The sequence below is a fragment of the Pedobacter humicola genome, from assembly GCF_056490705.1.
This window is the reverse complement of the sequence record NZ_JBWJIG010000025.1, coordinates 1-18,250: the sequence shown is the minus strand read 5'-3', so window position 1 is coordinate 18,250 and position 18,250 is coordinate 1. Positions and strand designations below refer to the sequence as shown.

Below are 18,250 nucleotides of genomic sequence, written 5' to 3'. Positions count from 1 at the left end.
CTTCTTTTTTATAAACTAATATTATGCTACCTGCTCTTTCACGTTACCTGTTCTTTTCATTGTTCCCCAGGTTTCCAATTCCCCTTTAATGGCTTTTCTGAAGGAGCGGAATAATACCACATACATGAGTTGTCTCCAGAAAAAGCGCTGTGGGAAAATGTAGAGTAAATTGCCATACTTTTCTTTTTCCATCCGGAAGGCGATAGCGGCAAAGATCATATCCACGATAATGAAGATGATATAATAGAAAAGTACCTGACCAAAACCATTATGCAGACTTAGAATCCCTGAAAAACCGGTTAAGGTTAAGTTATTGATTGCACTCAAAGAAAACAAGCCACTAATTAAAGAAATAAGCATAAAGAGATCGGCAAGGGGTGAAAATAAGGGTAAAATGATCTGATAGATCAGAATATTAGGCATCCCTACCATTCCGAAATAACCATATTTTTTGTTGAGCAGTGTTTTTCTGTTTTTCCAGAAACTCTGCATTACACCAAAACTCCAGCGGAAACGTTGTTTTAAGAGCATGTTTACCGTTTCTGGCGCCTCGGTGTAAGCAATTGCATTATCACAATTTTTCACCTTATAACCTGCCCTTAAAATGCGCATGGTTAAATCACAATCTTCGGCAAGGGTATCGATAGTAAATCCGCCTACCTCAAGAATCACCTTTTTTCTAAAAGCACCAATTGCCCCTGGTACAACGGTAATCGTATTTAATAAATCGAAGGCTCTTCTATCCATATTCTGAGCGGTGATATATTCAATAGATTGCCATTTGGTGATGATGTTATTGGCATTTCCAACTTTTACAGTTCCTGCTACGGCAGCAATTTTATCGCTATAGAAATAGCGCATCAATTCAGTAACCGCATCATCCTTTAACTGGGTATCTGCATCTATACATATTACAAATTCGGCACTGGCTTTTGAGATACCATAATTTAAAGCAGATGCCTTACCTCCATTTTCTTTTCTGAAAACCTTTACCTGAGGATGGTTACCAAAATGTTGGTCAATGATCTCAAAGGTTTTGTCTTTTGAACCATCATCTACAAAAATCAGTTCAAAATCAGGGTAGGTAGTTTTTAAAAGACTGTTAATGGTTTGCACCGCCGTAACCTCTTCATTGTAAGCCGGGATGATAATACTCACTTTCTCTGACGGGTTTGTGATCAGTTTACCCACATTACGTTTTGCTCTTTTTCGCTGTCTGAAGGCGAGATAGGCAATAAATATCGTCCTCAAAATAGCCAATACGATAGCAACAGAAAATATGATATTCAGGATCATGTTTCCGTAGTAAAAGAAATTGATGAAAAAATAATCACCAGATCCTGAAAAACCACTGTTTGCGGTTGATTTAACCGCTGGCATCAGTTCTGACCTTTTTTTGCCCATTAAATCGCCAACCGTTGTAAAGGTATATCCCTTTGCCTTAAAGAATTTGATGATCCGCGGCAAAGCAGCAACGGTAGCTTCGCGGTTTCCGCCGGCATCATGCAATAAGAGAATATTGCCATTGTCTTGCTGTTTCACCACCTCATTAAAAATCTGATCAGCGGTTTTGCCGGGTTCCCAATCTTCGGGATCGATATATTCGCCGATATTGATGTAGTTCTCTTTACGGCTTTGGGCAACAGGTAAAATTTCAGAAATGTTCTGCGGCTCTGCATCGGCGTTAAACGGTGCGCGGAATAAAATGGTACTGTGTCCGGTAACGGCTTCAATTAGCCTCCGGGTTGCATTCAGCTCGAACTTCACGCGTCTTGGTCCGATGGCCGACATATCTGGATGGAAGAAGGTATGGTTTCCGATTTCATAACCATCATTATATTCCTGCCGAAGCAATTCCATGTTCTTTTCGGCCATTATGCCAACCACGAAAAAACAGGCAGGTACTTTTTCCTGTTTCAGAATATTGAGTACCTGCGGGGTATAAACAGGGTCGGGACCATCATCGAATGTCAAGGCAATTTTCTTGTCTGCCTCGCCGAACCGTTTAATTACATATTGTTCAGGGAGCCTGGTGTATTTTTGATCGGCGATTGAAAAATTGTCTTTGTTTAAAGTGAATTTAACACTTCCAGGCGTTGGTGTAGAAATTAAATCTAATATCTCACCATCGCCGATATAAGAGATGCCACCCATGTTTAACGAAGCAATTTTACGCAGATCGAATGGCTTTTTCTTTAAGGTATCCAAACTAAGGTCATTCGAAATAAAAGACCATAAACGCTTGTCTTCTGAGCCTAAACGCCATAACGCAATACCTGCGATATCCCAATCATCTGCCTTGCGGATTAAATTAAAATAGGTTGCCGCATCGGTAAAATAAACCTCATGTTTAATTCCACTTCCATCGTTATACGTATAGTTTAAATTGGCTGAGGCAGGACTGTAGTTTATTTTACTTTTGTAATTAACAGCCATAGTCATCGCTTCTTCATAGGTAACGGATTTACCGAAACTATTCTCTGGCCAATCATAACCATAACAAGCTAAAGCCAGAATCACTTTATTGGCATCTACCTTGCTGCAAATGTCATCAAGTTTCTCTTCAACCCATTCCTGATGGGAAATGTCGCCTGCATTACTTTGTTCTGTATGCTGGTCGTAAGCCATCAGTATAATATAATCATTGTATTTTTGAAGGATTTCTGGTTTATAATCGTCGTTTTCGGGTGAAATATCTTGCGAAACGATCAATTTTTCGGCATGGAACTGACTGTAAAGATTTTTCATGAAAGCGTGAAAACTGTCGCTGTTTTCAAGATTCAGCTCTTCAAAATCAATATTAATGCCACTGTAACCATATTTTTTTGTGATGGCGATGAGATCGTAGATTAATTTCTGCTGTGCAGGTTGATCGTTCAATAAGCGCCTTACTGCTGCACCGTCCCAATGATCTTTATTGTAATTGGAAACTACTGCAATAGCTGATTTTTTGGCAGTATGGATTACTTTTAACGCGGCAGTATCCGCTTTATCCACAATAGAGTCGCCGTTTAAAAAGAAGGATTCGGTAGCGACCATATCCAGATGGCCAATGTTCCTTTTGAGATCTGGTAAAGATTTTCCAACGGTTGATGCCCAACTTACATAAAAAGCCATATTGATCCGTTTGCTATTGCCTCGATGGGTTAAGATGCGGTGCTCACGGTCTTTTCTAATTTTTTGGAGCTGTGATTTTTCGATTGTGAAGTCCTTGTACTGTTGCGATTTCTTTAACTTCTCTAACTGCTTCTGTGTTAGTGGAGAATTGGTATTGATGAAGGGCAAATTGGGTTCCTGTACAGATGAAAGGGTATACACCACGCAGATGATTGCGCCTATGAAAACTAAAAAAAATGTGCGGCTTACCCATGTGAAGGTGTGCCAGCGTCTTTTAGTCTCAGTTTGAAATATTTGTTTTCCGGACATTTTTCTGTTCTGATTGATGATCAAATGTCACTAACGAATATGAAGATTGGATGAATGATTTAAAAAGAAAGGATGGAGATGGTGATCGTTAGTTCTACCCTAAGATACTATTTTTATCTTGCTATTGATCAGTTTCATAAAGCGCTGAATAAAAAGAATAAACAGATTTTAAATATATAAAAGCCGACAAATTTCACAAAAATGCCGGCTTTTTAACCTATTCTAAAATAGGATTTTATGTAAAAGATGCTGAAACAAATCCGTAGCTATCGGATCAGCACGACGATATCAGTTTACTCTTCTAAATAACCAAATCTTCCCTGGTTGTAATCTTCGATGGCCTGATTGATTTCGGCCTCTGTGTTCATTAGAAACGGGCCATATTGAACAATTGGTTCATCTATAGGCTCGCCGCTTAAAATCAGCACTACAGAATTTTCAAGGGCTTCGATCTGAATTTCTTGCCCTTTGTTTTTGAAGTAAACAAAATTATCTACGGATGCGGTTTCGGACCCATTGATTTTGATAGAACCCTCAATCACCATAAATCCGGTGTTGAAATTTTCGGCGAAGTTGAAAATAGCCTCACCACCTTTATTTAACCTGGCGTTATACAGCTCGATGGGGGTAAAGGTATTTGCATTGCCATTAATGCCCTGATAATTACCTGCGATGATTTCGATTTTGCCTCCATTTTCTGGCACATCAAAATGGGCCATATCTGCCTGTTTAATTGCCTGATATCTTGGTTTACCCAATTTATCCTTGGCAGGAAGATTAACCCAAAGCTGGACCATTTGAAAAGGACCTCCAGTAAGGCTATATTGTTCCTCGTGATATTCTTTATGTAATACACCACTTGCTGCAGTCATCCATTGTACATCGCCGGGATAAATCACACCGCTGTTTCCAGAGCTATCGTGATGCGCAACCGCGCCATGGTAGGCGATCGTTACGGTTTCAAAACCCCGGTGCGGATGTACACCAACGCCCCTCGGTTCTTTCCTTGCGGAAAACTCGATCTTTGAGCCATAATCCATTAAAAAAAACGGACTCATATTGATCTCGTAACCGCTGGGGAAAAAGTTGTGTACCCTAAAGCCATCGCCAACCATGTGCGGGGCGGGGGCTTTCAGTACTTTTTCTATTTGTTTTGTTTCCATTACCGGAACCTTTCTGTTATGCGTTTGGCGATAAGCGATACATTACGCTTATCGCAAACACCTATTGCTTATACACTTTTTACAAACTGCAATTCACCTAAAAGGCGAACTTCTTCGCTTACCATTACGCCACCGGTTTCTAAGGCAGCATTCCAGGTTAAACCAAAGTCAGAACGGTTAATTTTTCCACTTAAGGTAAAACCTGCTTTGGTATTTCCCCATGGATCGGTCGCAATACCACCAAATTCTGCGATTAATTTTACAGGTTTAGTTTCGCCTTTAATGGTTAAATCACCTTTAACGATATAATCGCCACCATCTTTTTCTACTGAATTGGATTTGAATTCGATGTGCGCAAATTTTTCTGCGTCAAAGAAATCGCCGCTTTTTAAGTGGTTATCACGGTCGGTATTTCCGGTATCAATCGAATCGATATCACCCTTGAAAGAAATTTCTGCATTTTCAAATTCATCACCTTCAGATGTTAGTTCTGCTGAAAAGGCTTTTAAGCTACCGGTTACGGTAGTAATCATTAAGTGTTTTACTTTAAATTGTAATTCGCTGTGGGTTGGATCTAATGTCCATTTTGTAGTTGCCATATCTTTTGTTTTTTGAGATGTTTAATATTTACAACACAAAAGTACAACACAGGTTTCAGCTCAAGATTGATGTATGGTAAGAAAGGAAGTGATTGAGTTGCAGAATGATTGAATGTTGCAATATTGAAAGATTAGATTGAATTAAGTCATTCACTTATTCAAAACTCAACATTCAAAATTACCTAAGGCCTGAAATGTTTATTGGCCAGTTCTTTTCTTACCCTGCTTAGCGATTCGGGTGTGATGCCCAGGTATGATGCAATCATCCACTGTGGTACGCGGAGGGTAAGGTTGGGGTAAAGCTTAATGAAATCGAGGTACCGCTCTTCGGCCGTGGCACTTAACAACATGTTGATCCTTTTTTGCATAAAACGGATCGAATTGTGAAGCATGGTTACATTTAAGGCCAACAAACATGGAACTTTACGCGAAGCTTCACTCATAAAATTATCAGGAACAATAACGGCTTCTGTAGCCTCTATGGCTTCGATAAAAAAATCGGATGGCTCATCATGCATTTGATTGCGATCAGATACAAACCAGTTTTCAGGCGCAAACTGGATAATATGCTCTTTCCCTTTCGCATCAATAGAATAGGCCCGCAGTAAACCTTTACCCACAAAAAAGCCATATTTTAGGATGTCGCCCTTAAATTGTACTATTTCGTTTTTATCGAACTTTTTAACCTTTAGTGGAGCAGAAATGCTATCGAACTGTTCATCAGTTAAATCTATTTTTGACTGAAAGTAAGTTTTAAACTGATGAATCATAAAGATGGACTGTTATTTTTTTACGGGCTTAATATCGGAAAAATCTACACCACATTTACAATTTCCACCGCAACCATCTTTTTTTACCTGTAAAGATTTAAAAACCAAACGGCCAACATATACCAATGCTACCGCAAAAAGTAAAAAGACTAAAATCGTTTGAATATCCATGATACAAATATAAGGGCTTTTAGTGCTTTGCTGTTCAGTTGAATGTAAATATATTGCTTGTTTCACCACAGAGAACACCGGGTTTTACACAGAGGGCATAGCGCTTGTTTTATGTGAATCCGTGGCCGGATAATATTAATTACGTTGTTATTCACTGTTTTTTGTTTTTGCCACGGATTCACTGAAAACACGGAAATATAATTTCTCTTCAGATTTCTGTGTGCTCTGTGGTTAATAAAACGAGAATTATTCCTCCATAAAGCCAACCGTACCGCCAACCCAGTCGAAATTGGCATTGTAACGCACCCCGATCATTTTGCCTTTGCTCAATCGGGCCAGATTAATACACAACTGAGGCTCGCTGCCATCCGGCCATAAATACATCATCCTGATTTCGGCTTTTACACCACCATCAGGGGCCTGAACAGCTGGTTCATAGTTTACCTTCCGTTGTAAAATCCAGTTTTCGGGATCTTTTATTTGAGTAATGTCTGTTTCAGTTACATCGATAATTACACCCATGCCGGCAAAAGAAAACAGTGGTTTTAATACATAATTTTCTAAATCGGGTGGAATGACTGTTAATTCGTTAAGGAAACGTGTTTCAGGTACAAATTCACTTTTTAAAAAGGGCATGGTGTACTTGCTGATGCGGTAGAACCAGTTGGGGTGTGTAACCCATTCGATATCCAGTTCTTCGCGGGGATCGAAGCTGTTTTTAAAAATGGCAATATTATCGGCAACTTCATCAAAAATAAGGCGGTTGTAAATTCTCTTTAGCTGAACCTGTTTGCCATTTTCTTCGTAAAAGAGTTGTTTGCCTGCTTTTTTAATGTCTTCCAGTGCCAAAATTTTAATACCCAGCAGTTTCTGTGTGACGAAGAAATCGATAGCGGTTTTTTGATTGGGTGCGTCTACATCCATCAGAGCTACTTCTTCTGCCTGATGTTTACCGATGATCACTTCTTTAAGCAATTGGATATACTTTTCTTCGCTATAGCCGTTTAAAAAATAGTTAACCGAGCTATCTACTTCGAAATTGCTTTGAAAGGTTTTGGCCAGATGGTGCTGAAAGCCATATAACGATGGGAAACCCTGCATTTCGATCAGCATAGGGATAAGCTCCCCTGCATCATTTTTACAGATCCCAAAATCGAAAGTTAAAAAATGGGGCTGCTCATTTTCGTTGGGTACGTTCCACTCAGCAGGAATCGACTTTTGCGTAAGTGTTTTAAAGTTAGGCTGTTTAATCAGGTTGATGATTTCCTCTCCCGCAGCAATTAATTTTTCCTTTAACGCTTTTGGGACAAAAACCGGAGTTTCTGCAACCCTAAAAGGAATTTGAGGATAGCCGTTTTGCAATTCAGTAAGAAAGTTTTGGTACTTCTCTTCGGTAAACTGCTGGTTGAAATTTTTGCGTTGGGCAGGTATCATAGGTTTGTAATTTGGTCAACACTTAGAAAGTAACGCATCTTGATATAAATCTGTCGGTTTTAAATCGTGGTCGGCTATAAAATTACATTGAATAACCTTTGTGATTTCTCTTTTATTTATAGTATCCTGATTTCGTCTCGCCTGCAAATAATGTTCTCTGGCTATTTTTTTAGCAAGATTTCCAATTGAAATTAATTCAATTTCCTGTTGAAGTTTTGTTGCGATCCAATTAAAAATCAAGCAGCTCAAAACTCCTGTTAAAGCAAATTTCCAATTAAAGAAAAAAGCTACCAATGAGATTAGGAAACCAGCAATAATGGAAAGCACAAGCCATGTTTTCATAGTTAAAAAATTAACAGGTATAGCTAGTTCTTTTTGAAATTTTTTTATTTTCTTTCTACGCCCAATTCTGGGGAAAATTTCATCTAAGCGAGTGCCGGGGCTAATATTTTTCCTGTCTATTTTTTGTGAAATAGCAATGGCGTTACGGATTTTATAAAAGGCCTGTTGAGTAGTGCAGCTTTCTTCGTGTTGGTATTTAATGTTCTTTTGAAAAACTTCACAGATGTCTCCAAATGTTTTTACTTCTAAAAATGCATCTGATGGCAGTGTAATTTTTAAAGATGTAATTATCTTAGCAATAGTGTGTTCAATATCCTCTAAATCGATATTTTCAAGTTTATAATCTTCCTCTATTTCCATAAATAAAACTATACCTCTTGCAAATTCCCAATTGCTTTTTGTAAGAAATTAGGTAGAATAACACTTTGTGTAAGTACAATCCTTGCAGGATCGTCCAAACTGTTCAGCATATCGAGGTATTTCTGTTCCCCATGCATATCCACAATCGCTTTTTTCTTTTCCTCCTGTAATAAATACATTTTCATGCCTACCGGATCGGCCTCCGGATGAAACTGTGTACCGATAATTTCATCGGAAAAACGGATCGACATCATGCAGCGTTCTAAATCTACATGTTTACGTTCTTTCTCAATGGCCAGAAGTGTTGCGCCTTTTCGCTCGAAAGCCGCAAAATCGGGTTCGATAACCTGCCAATCCCTGCTGTCAACAGAAAAGAAAGGATTGGTGATGCCATTAAAAATTTCGTCTTTTTCACCATCGTCGGTCAATGTAATAGGGAAGATCCCAAAAGCATTCGACCGCCTTTCGGTTACATTGCCCAATTCATATTTTCTACAAGCCAATTGAAAGGAATGACAAATTAAGAAGGCATATTTTTTTCTCTCCTCATTTTGATGATTAAAAGCTTCAATCTGATCCAAAAGATTAAAGAAATCATTTTCCCATTGTTCCCCTTTACTTTCAATGGGGCTGCCTGGGCCACCACTCGATATATAGGCATCATATCCAATGCCTGGTATCTCACCTTTTTGCCTTAAATCAAAAATATCAAAGCTTAAATCGATATTGTTTTCATTTCTAAAACGGGATAAAATTTCCTGGATTCCCCGCATACCCTGATTAGGTGCACCGTTATTCAAGTCGATAACAGCCACCTTTAAGCTCCTTTTATCCATTATAAAATTACTTTGCGCCTATAAGTGTTTGAGTAGTAATGTAATCTACTACCGCCTCAAAGTTACCAGTTTGCTGGTAAACCGCCAACTGTCTGTCTGCGCCTGTACCATGTTCCAGGATTTTATGCACATAACTGATATCCTCACGGCAACCTAAATCATCCACCACATCGTCTACAAAATCCAGTAATTCTAAAACCAGGTTTCGGCAGTTTACTTCCATTTCTTTACCGAAATCGATAAGATTCCCATCAATTCCGTAACGCGCGGCCCGCCATTTGTTTTCGTTGATCAGCGCTCTCGAATAACTGATAAATTCCATGTTCTGCAAACGCAGTTTATACAATTTGGCACATAAGGCCTGAAATAAGGCTGTAAAAGCCATGGTTTCATCAATTAACATCGGGCAATCGCAAATGCGGAACTCAACGGTATCGAAGAAAGGATGTACACGGATATCCCACCAAATCTTTTTTGCATTATCCATGCAATTGGTTTTGATCAGGAGTTTTACATAATTATCGTAATCTTCGATGCTGTTAAAAATATCCGGAATACCGGTACGCGGAAATTTATCGAAGATTTTAGTCCGGAATGATTTGTAACCTGTATTCCGTGATTCCCAAAAAGGCGAATTGGTTGATAAGGCAAAAACATGGGGTAAGAAATAGCGGACCTGGTTGGCAATATGAATAGCCAGTTCGCGCGATTGAAAGCCTACGTGTACATGCAGACCAAAAATAAGGTTGGAGCGGGCAGCTTCCTGGAGCTCATTTACAATCTCATTGTATCTGGGGTGCTCGGTAATCAGCTGTTTTTCCCAGTGTGAAAATGGGTGGGTACCAGCCGCACCAATTCTCAGCCCCTGCTCTCCGGCAAGCTGCGATACGGTATAACGCAGCTGCGAAATTTCTTTGCGGGCTTCGGTAGTGGTTTTACAGATGCCGGTACCCACTTCTACTACTGCCTGGTGCATTTCTGCTTTCACCTGGTCTTTATGTATTTTTTGTGCAGCCTCTACAATTTTTTGGTCGTGAGAAGTAAGTTCTCTGGTAACGGGATCAATTACCATGTACTCTTCTTCTATGCCCAGCGTAAACTCGTTCATGTTAATATTGATTAGAATATAAATCCCAATTATTTTTTTGATGCAGCTTTTTTAGGTTTTACGGGTGCCTTTTCGGCCGTGGCAGCTTTTTTCGGTGCAGCTGCTTTTGCGGCTTTTGGTGCAGCCTTCGCGATTAATGGTTTGCCACCAACCGACGATTTGATGTACTCGCCCCAGGTTAAATTATCCTGACCGTCTTTTTGCGCTTTCGTCCTTTCTATGGCATAATTGGCAGTGGTTTCTACTACCCAGTCGAAGTTTTCCTGACCAACACTTTTGATATCGGCATCGGGTGCAGGGTTACAGAAATCGATCGCGATTGGCACGCCATCGCGTACTGCAAATTCTACAGTATTAAAGTCGTAGCCTAAATATCTGCATAATTTCAAGGTATATTCCTCAACGGTTTTAAGCAATTTCGGATCTGGCGATTTGCCTTCAGTTGCATAACGCAGGTGATGTGGATTACGCGGATCGTACTGCATAATGCGAACATGTTTACCGCCAATGCAATAACACCTGAAATATTCTTCAAAAATGATTTCTTCCTGCAAAAGCATCACCAGTTGTTGGGTGCCACTGTGTTTATCAAAAAAATCTTCTTTATCATGTAGTTTGTAAACGTCTCTCCAGCCACCACCATCATAAGGTTTCATGTAGGCTGGGAAACCGGTATATTCGAAAATAGCATCCCAATCTAAAGGCATGGTTAAGTTAGAGAAAGATTCGCCAGTAGTTCCTGTTGGATGTTCTCTGGATGGGATTAGAGCCGTTTTCGGTACCGGGACACCAATTTGTTCGGCCAGTGCATTGTTGAAAAATTTCTCATCAGCACTCCACCAAAATGGATTGTTGATGACGGCAGTTCCGGTAATTGCCGCGTTTTTTAAAGAGGCACGGTAAAATGGTACATCCTGCGAAATACGGTCGATGATTACCGAATAACCCAGAGGTGCATTCTGAAATATTTTGTCGATTTTAACAGCTTCGGCAGTAATGCCTTTTTCTGCTTTTTGATTGATCCTTTCGATTACGGCTTCAGGAAAAGAACGTTCCTGTCCAAATAAAATCCCTATTTTTTTCATTGGTACTATTGTAGTTTAATTTAACCAATAGGTTAACTGGTAAAATGGTTAATTGTTTGATTATTATAGTTTAATCGACTCAGGACTTCATACTGCCGACTTTGGACTAGACTAAAGCTGTGCAATGTAATTTGGGAACATTTCTCTCCAGATGGGCCAGTCGTGATCTGCATTTTGCCTGATATCCAGCCAATGGTCGATCCCTTTTTTAATTAAAATACCCGATAAACGCTCATTATCCGGTCTGCACATGTCACGATCGGTTGTACCGAGTACTATTTTCATGTAATGCAGTTCCGGGTTGCTGTTGTTGAGCAGATTATCTACAGGATTGTTAAAATAAACATCATCATTGTAAAAACCGTCCAGCTGACCGGAGATATCAAAAGCCCCGCTCATGCTAAACATATGGCTCACCAACCAGGGGTGGCGGAACGCGAAATTTGCAGCATGGTAGCCACCAAAACTACAGCCAGCAGTAATAATTTTACTGTGCCCGGTTTCGTGCCGTGCCAGGGGGGCAACTTCTTCCAATAAATACTTGTCGTACCAGATGTGGTTTTTAACGCGCTCTGCAGGATGGATACTCTTGTTGTACCAGCTCAATTTGTCAACACCATCAGGGCAATAGATCTTAATTTTTCCTTCATTGATAAATCCCTCAACAGAATCGATCAGTTTGAAATCCTTATTTTCAAAGTATCGCCCCATGCTTGTCGGGAACAGTAGGATAGGGATGCCACCGTGACCAAAGATGAGCATGTCGATTTCGCCACTTAAATTCGGGCTGTACCATTTCTTATGTTCTTCTTTAACCATAATAAAAATTGAATGACTTAAGGTATAAATTAAAATCTACAAAAAGAATAGTTTAAGTGCTAAAAATGATCGAAATAAAAGCCTATTGTAAAAATTAACCTATGATAATTAATAGTTTACGGAGATTTGTACCTTTGCCCCGAATTCTGAGGCGATAGCCATGTGATAGGGGATTTGAATATGATGTACACAACAATTTTATCGGTAAAAGTTAACAAAAGCAATTTTAAAATACCTTCTGCTTATTTAAAGCACGAGGTAGAAATAGATATTTATACACCCGAAGGGATTTTGGGGAATGAAAAAATAGAGCTTCTTTTATTGAACGATGGGCAGGATGTTGCCAAAATGGATTTCAGACGGATTTTGGAAGATGCCCACCACGGCAAAAGAAACCACAGGTTAATTGTGGTGGCGATTAAAGCCTCAGACGACCGTTTAATGGAATATGGTGTGGCAGGTACCCCTGATTTTAAAGGGCGTGGTGCAAAAGCCAACTTATATGGTGATTTTGTAATTAAAGAACTTTTGCCTTTCGTTAAAAAGAAAATTGCTATGCCGATTACTGGTAAAGTGGGTTTTGCGGGATTTTCGTTAGGTGGTTTATCTGCCTTTGATATTGCCTGGAATAATCCTTCCGCTTTTGATGTCATCGGTGTTTTTTCGGGGGCATTTTGGTGGCGGAAAAAGGACCTGGCAGAAGGTTATACTGATGCCGATCGCATTATGCATACCCAGCTGAACAGTAGCACTACTAAGCCTGATATGAAATTCTGGTTAATGACCGGAACGGAAGATGAAAAGGCCGATCGGAATAAAAATATGATCATCGATTCTATCGATGATACGATTGATGTTGTGAAAATCCTCCTGAATAAGGGGTATAAACGGCCTGACAATGTTTTTTACTACGAAAAAGTTGGTGGTAAACATGATGTTCCAACCTGGGAAAGCGTAATGCCTGCCTTTTTAGATTGGGCATTTGAGGTTTAATTGATTAAACCGCTTAACCCCAAGCCTGCAGCTCAAGAAATCGACTCAAGACCTCGGACTTCCGGCTCCTGACTAATTTCTATCTTTTGTAGGTACCAGGTTAACCCCTGGTTTACCCTTTGCTTACCTGTTCTCTACCCTTTCTTTACCTATTGGTTACCTATTCCTTACCTTTTGCTTACCTAAAAGGTAAAGCCAAAGGCTGTTTTTGGTCTTTTTAGGGTGAGCCGGGGTCAAGGTAGGCCATCTGCTGGTACGAAGAATACTTGTTTTAATTATCTACTCATATTTTAAAAAAATACCGGTATCAAAGATGGTCCACAAACAGCTTCTCTGACCACACGATTTTAAAGCCGCATTGGCCCAGGTATTACAGGTTTTAAAAATGCTGTAACTGCCTTTTGCTTCATAAAAAGCATCGCCAATATCATAGTGTAGGTTTGATTTGACGCTGATCAAATGCCCTGCCTCATCTTTTTGAAAACTATTTAAGATATAACAGATCAGCTGCAGGTATTGCGTTTTGCTGATCATGATTTTTCGGCAGTTCGCATCTTCTTGTATATTTTGGTAATAGGTAGTGTGCATGGCCGATGTGCTTAATCCAGAAATTGCCCTTAGCCCATTACTCAATTTAAGGTCTGAAAATTCGGGAGTTTCGAGGTAGAATTTTTTATCGCCCCAACCCAGGGCCAGGTACTGATAAGTACTGTCCGCTTCTAAAGTATTTTTATAGCTGATCTCCTTTGTCCAGTTTATTTCGGCACTTACTGCCGGAACCACAATGTCGGTATGTACACCATTCGTCATAATGTAGATGGCAAGCTCCTTTGGGTTTGAAGGCTGTGCGTTTATGGTAATGCGCGAACAACAAAAAGCGGTGATAAAGTAAATGCCAATCAATGCAATAAAAACAATGCAGCATTTGCCGGTAATCTTTAAAAACCTTTTGTTCATTTTTTGGTTGGATTATTTAACCTTAATACAGCATTGGCATTTTTGGTAACCCATTTCAACGATCCGGACGGACACGCATAAGAATTTTTAGCCATTTTAGAGGGAGAAGCAAAACCAGCGTTTGAGGTGATTTCTTATGGATTTTGGTTAAATCTATAGATTGCTCAATTGCCTAGCTTGGTTAATGCTTCAGCCGTCGAACCCAAAAAATTGATGTGTTTGCCCTTATTGCTTTCGTAAATAAAGTCTTTAATGCTTTTGTTCTGGTATGGGCTAAAATCACCAATAATGGCCAGGCTTACCCGATAATTTGAAAACTTCTGAAGGATTTCTCCGGCTATTCCGTTTTTTAGATCAAAGAAGGCAGGTGTAATGTTCTGTTCGTGTATGATGATTTTATCAAAACCCTGATAATACAGGTTTCCCAATAAGTCTAATCCGTCTTCAGCGTGATTGATAATCACTTCTTCCGAAATACTTCAGCAATTTGGGTATCGTTTACGGTATGTGGTTCAATTTTCATCGGTTCAATAAATAGGCGCTTCAAAGTAAATATTTTAGTTTCCTTGCTGCTAATATAAAAATAATGCGCTGATTAAAATTTATTCGTTTCTTTAGTTAAGGATTATTACACAAGTCCTTATGTTTTAGAATTAATAGCGATATTAGCCTTTAAACCCCATTAACCTCTTCAATGTATATGCAAGAAATTGATATTGTTGCTTACGCGTTCGCCCAATTCGCTAAAATGGATACTGAAGCATTTGAATCCTCAAAACCGCACTGGAAAATAAAACAATATAAAAAAGGCGACTTTTATAACCAGCACAGAACTGTTTGTAAGTTTTTGGGATTCATCATCGAAGGTGTATTCCGCTCTTATGTGGTTGACGAGAAAAGTGGTGAAGAGAAAAATGTCTTTCTATATTCAGGGAATCAGTTTGTCGTTACATTTAAAAGTTTTGTCAATCAGCTGCCATGCGATTACCATACCCAGGCCATGACGGATGCTAAAGTGGTTTATATTCACATTGATGATCTGTTGCAACTGTACCGGCAATCGCATCAATGGGAAACTTTTGGACGCCTTCTGGCGCAGGAAGCCTTTAATATTGCCATGGATAGGGCTGAGAGTTTTGTTTTTAAAACACCCGAACAACGTTATCTCGACCTGATTAAATACCATCCGCAGATTTTCAATAACATTCCGCTCTATCATATTTCCTCTTATCTGGGCATCCAGGGGCCATCGTTAAGCAGGATCAGAAAAAGATTAACAGGGAAGTAACGATTTTAACCTGGGTTAAAATTATTGCTGTTTTTAAGCTGGAGATTTGAGGTATCAAATTAAAACAAAAAACAACATGAAAAATCTAAAATCAAAAACAATCGTATTGGTACATGGCCTATTTGTCAACAACAAAAGCTGGGCCGCCTGGAAAACTTTCTTCGAAACCAAAGGCTATACTGTTTATACCCCTGCAAATCCATCTCACGAAGGCGACCCAAAAACTTTAAGAACAAACATTGACCCAAATTTAACCCAGGTAAATTTTGTTGATGTGGTGAACAACCTGGTGAAATTTATTGATGCATTGCCGGAAAAACCCATCCTGATCGGACACTCATTAGGCGGACTGACCGTTCAAAAATTAATGGACCTTGGTAAGGGCGAAGCGGGGGTGATGATTGATGGTGCTCCTCCAATGGGCGTTATTCCATACGAATGGAGTTTCTGGAAATCTAATTTCACCGTTGTTAATCCATTTAAGGGCAATTCTGTTTTTATGCCAACCAAATCATGGTTTCATTATACCTTTGGGAATACTTTGCTAAGAACCGAATCCGATCAGGTATTTGATGAATTTGTGGTGCCAGAAAGTAGGGCAATTGCCTGGGGCACTTTGAAAAGTTATGCAAAGATCAATTTTAAAAAAGTGCATCAGCCCTTATTGTTCATTGCTGGTGAGAAAGACCATATTATGCCAGCAAGTTTGAACAAAAGAAACTTTGAGGCCTATAAAAATCCAGAAAGTGTAACCGATTTCAAAATGTTTGAAGGCAGGAGCCATTTCATTGCCGGAGAAAAAAACTGGGAAGAAGTGGCGACTTACATCTACAACTGGATCAAAAACTAGATTTAGTTGATGTTCGTCAAAGATTTTCTAGTGGTTTAAGGGAAAGGCGAGTACATGATCGGCCTGCAAAAAAAGTGCATTCGCTTTTCCAGTTAAAAATGAGATAATTACAACATTATCATCGTATTAAATAGTAAGGGATATAGTAGAAAATCCATTTCAAAACACTATCTTTGCGCCAAATTTGAGGCGCATTTTATGCAAAAGATTAGAAATATAGCTATTATAGCACACGTTGACCACGGCAAAACTACTTTGGTTGATAAGATTTTACATTCTTGTTCTATTTTTCGTGACAACGAACAAACAGGAGATTTGATATTGGATAACAACGATTTAGAGCGCGAGCGTGGTATCACGATTGTATCTAAAAACGTGTCGGTTCAGTACAAAGACGTAAAAATTAACATTATTGACACTCCTGGTCACGCGGATTTCGGCGGTGAGGTAGAGCGTGTTCTGAAAATGGCAGATGGTGTACTTTTACTTTGCGATGCTTTTGAAGGTGCAATGCCTCAAACGCGTTTCGTAACACAAAAAGCATTAGCCCTTGGTTTAAAACCGATTGTGGTGGTAAACAAAGTGGATAAGGAAAACTGTCGCCCGGAAGAGGTTTATGAGCAGATTTTCGAATTGTTCTTTAACCTTGAAGCAACTGAAGAGCAGTTGGATTTTCCGGTAATTTATGGTTCATCTAAACAAGGATGGATGAGTACCGACTGGAAAGTGCCAACAACGGATATTTTCGCTTTATTAGATGCGGTTGTGGCCAACATTCCACCTGCACCAATTAACGAGGGTACTTTACAGATGCAGATCACTTCGTTAGATTATTCTTCTTTCGTAGGCCGTATCGCTATCGGTCGTGTTCACCGCGGTACAATTAAAGAAAACCAGCCGGTTACTTTAATCAAACGTGATGGTAAAATCGTAAAATCAAGAGTAAAAGAACTTTATACTTTCGAAGGTTTAGGGAAAATCCGTACCACAGAAGTAAGTTCAGGTGATATTTGTGCGGTTGTAGGTATTGATGGTTTCGATATTGGTGACACCATCTCTGATTTTGAAACACCTGAACAATTACCTGTTATCAGTATTGATGAGCCTACAATGAACATGTTGTTTACCATTAACAACTCTCCATTTTTTGGTAAAGAAGGTAAATTAGTTACTTCTCAACGTATAAAAGAACGTTTATTCAAAGAAATGGAGAAAAACTTAGCATTGAAAGTTGTTGAAACAGCTTCTCCAGATGCTTGGTTGGTTTATGGCCGGGGTATCCTCCATTTATCGGTACTAATCGAAACGATGCGTCGTGAAGGTTATGAGATTCAGGTAGGTCAACCTCAGGTAATCATCAAAGAAATTGATGGTAAAAAACATGAACCGGTTGAAACCTTAATCGTTGATGTTCCGGGAGAAGTTTCGGGTAAAGTGATCGAATTGGTAACACAACGTAAAGGTGAGTTGTTGATCATGGAGCCAAAAGGCGATTTACAACACTTAGAATTTGAAATCCCAGCTCGTGGTATCATTGGTTTACGTAACAACGTTTTAACTGCTACAGCTGGTGAAGCGATTATGGCACACCGTTTCAAAGCTTATGAGCCTTGGAAAGGTACAATCCCTGGTCGTTTGAATGGTGTATTGGTTTCAATGGAAAAAGGCCAGACTACCGCTTATTCAATTGATAAATTACAAGATAGAGGCCGTTTCTTTATTGACCCGGGAACAGATGTTTATGAAGGTCAGATTATGGGTGAGCACATCCGTGACAACGATCTAGTAGTAAACGTGGTAAAAGGTAAAGCATTAACCAACATGCGTGCTTCTGGTACCGATGATAATACACGTATTGCACCTGCAATAAAATTCTCTTTAGAAGAGGCTATGGAATATATTCAGGCTGATGAGTATATCGAGGTTACACCTGCAAGCATGCGTTTACGTAAAATCTTCTTAACAGAACAGGAACGTAAAGTTAAAGGAAAACAATTCGCTTAATTTCTTAAGCACATACATATTAAAGCCCCGATGTAAATCGGGGCT

The 18,250-nt window shown here is 39.4% G+C and carries 17 protein-coding genes; 4 read left to right on the top strand and 13 right to left on the bottom strand.

The window, feature by feature from the left end; all coding sequences use genetic code 11:
- Positions 1-21: 21 nt before the first annotated feature.
- From AC04Q1_RS24945 to AC04Q1_RS24895, 11 genes are all read right to left on the bottom strand, one after another.
- Entirely contained in the window at positions 22-3,426 is a 3,405-nt protein-coding gene (locus AC04Q1_RS24945) for a trifunctional glycoside hydrolase family 18/polysaccharide deacetylase/glycosyltransferase family 2 protein (RefSeq protein WP_478367260.1), read from the bottom strand.
- A gap of 293 nt (positions 3,427-3,719) precedes the next feature.
- Positions 3,720-4,589: a pirin family protein gene (locus AC04Q1_RS24940; protein WP_478367259.1), complete on the bottom strand. Its 870-nt coding sequence runs from the start codon at positions 4,587-4,589 to the stop codon at positions 3,720-3,722.
- 68 nt (positions 4,590-4,657) lie between these two features.
- A complete protein-coding gene (locus AC04Q1_RS24935) occupies positions 4,658-5,188 on the bottom strand; it encodes a YceI family protein (protein ID WP_478367258.1) in 531 nt (176 codons plus the stop codon).
- A 182-nt stretch (positions 5,189-5,370) separates the two neighbouring features.
- Positions 5,371-5,958, bottom strand: coding sequence for a Crp/Fnr family transcriptional regulator (locus AC04Q1_RS24930; RefSeq protein ID WP_478367257.1), 588 nt, complete (start codon positions 5,956-5,958; stop codon positions 5,371-5,373).
- A gap of 12 nt (positions 5,959-5,970) precedes the next feature.
- Positions 5,971-6,195, bottom strand: a complete 225-nt coding sequence (locus tag AC04Q1_RS24925) for a FeoB-associated Cys-rich membrane protein (protein ID WP_478367256.1) — start codon at positions 6,193-6,195, stop codon at positions 5,971-5,973.
- A 180-nt stretch (positions 6,196-6,375) separates the two neighbouring features.
- The gene (locus AC04Q1_RS24920) at positions 6,376-7,563 is read right to left on the bottom strand and encodes a hypothetical protein (RefSeq protein ID WP_478367255.1); all 1,188 of its coding nucleotides are present in this window, start codon (positions 7,561-7,563) and stop codon (positions 6,376-6,378) included.
- 15 nt (positions 7,564-7,578) lie between these two features.
- Positions 7,579-8,265 (bottom strand): hypothetical protein, encoded by a 687-nt coding sequence (locus tag AC04Q1_RS24915; protein WP_478367254.1) that lies wholly within the window; start codon positions 8,263-8,265, stop codon positions 7,579-7,581.
- 8 nt (positions 8,266-8,273) lie between these two features.
- Positions 8,274-9,101, bottom strand: coding sequence for a type 1 glutamine amidotransferase (locus AC04Q1_RS24910; protein WP_478367253.1), 828 nt, complete (start codon positions 9,099-9,101; stop codon positions 8,274-8,276).
- 7 nt (positions 9,102-9,108) lie between these two features.
- Entirely contained in the window at positions 9,109-10,209 is a 1,101-nt protein-coding gene (locus AC04Q1_RS24905; protein ID WP_138819678.1) for a carboxylate-amine ligase, read from the bottom strand.
- Between the two features lie 29 nt (positions 10,210-10,238).
- Complete coding sequence (locus AC04Q1_RS24900; RefSeq protein WP_478367252.1) at positions 10,239-11,294, bottom strand: ATP-grasp domain-containing protein; 1,056 nt, start codon at positions 11,292-11,294, stop codon at positions 10,239-10,241.
- Positions 11,295-11,405: 111 nt separating this feature from the next.
- Positions 11,406-12,113 carry an esterase family protein gene (locus AC04Q1_RS24895; RefSeq protein ID WP_478367251.1) on the bottom strand — a complete coding sequence of 236 codons (708 nt, stop codon included), beginning with the start codon at positions 12,111-12,113 and terminating at the stop codon, positions 11,406-11,408.
- A 180-nt stretch (positions 12,114-12,293) separates the two neighbouring features.
- Between AC04Q1_RS24895 and AC04Q1_RS24890 the strand changes: the two genes are divergently transcribed.
- On the top strand, positions 12,294-13,106 hold the full coding sequence (locus AC04Q1_RS24890) for an alpha/beta hydrolase (RefSeq protein ID WP_478367250.1): 813 nt from the start codon (positions 12,294-12,296) through the stop codon (positions 13,104-13,106).
- A 279-nt stretch (positions 13,107-13,385) separates the two neighbouring features.
- Here the strand turns inward: AC04Q1_RS24890 and AC04Q1_RS24885 are convergent, their stop codons facing one another.
- Both AC04Q1_RS24885 and AC04Q1_RS24880 read right to left on the bottom strand, forming a co-directional pair.
- Positions 13,386-14,063, bottom strand: coding sequence for a TIGR02117 family protein (locus tag AC04Q1_RS24885; RefSeq protein WP_478367249.1), 678 nt, complete (start codon positions 14,061-14,063; stop codon positions 13,386-13,388).
- Positions 14,064-14,227: 164 nt separating this feature from the next.
- Positions 14,228-14,527, bottom strand: a complete 300-nt coding sequence (locus AC04Q1_RS24880) for a DUF4180 domain-containing protein (RefSeq protein WP_478367248.1) — start codon at positions 14,525-14,527, stop codon at positions 14,228-14,230.
- A gap of 236 nt (positions 14,528-14,763) precedes the next feature.
- Here AC04Q1_RS24880 and AC04Q1_RS24875 point away from each other — a divergent pair, with 236 nt between their 5' ends.
- The 3 genes from AC04Q1_RS24875 (at position 14,764) to typA (ending at position 18,205) form a co-directional block, all read left to right on the top strand.
- On the top strand, positions 14,764-15,351 hold the full coding sequence (locus AC04Q1_RS24875; protein WP_478367247.1) for a Crp/Fnr family transcriptional regulator: 588 nt from the start codon (positions 14,764-14,766) through the stop codon (positions 15,349-15,351).
- A 76-nt stretch (positions 15,352-15,427) separates the two neighbouring features.
- The gene (locus tag AC04Q1_RS24870; protein ID WP_478367246.1) at positions 15,428-16,201 is read left to right on the top strand and encodes an alpha/beta hydrolase; all 774 of its coding nucleotides are present in this window, start codon (positions 15,428-15,430) and stop codon (positions 16,199-16,201) included.
- A gap of 198 nt (positions 16,202-16,399) precedes the next feature.
- Positions 16,400-18,205, top strand: coding sequence for a translational GTPase TypA (gene typA / locus AC04Q1_RS24865; RefSeq protein ID WP_478367245.1), 1,806 nt, complete (start codon positions 16,400-16,402; stop codon positions 18,203-18,205).
- The last annotated feature ends 45 nt before the right edge of the window (positions 18,206-18,250 follow it).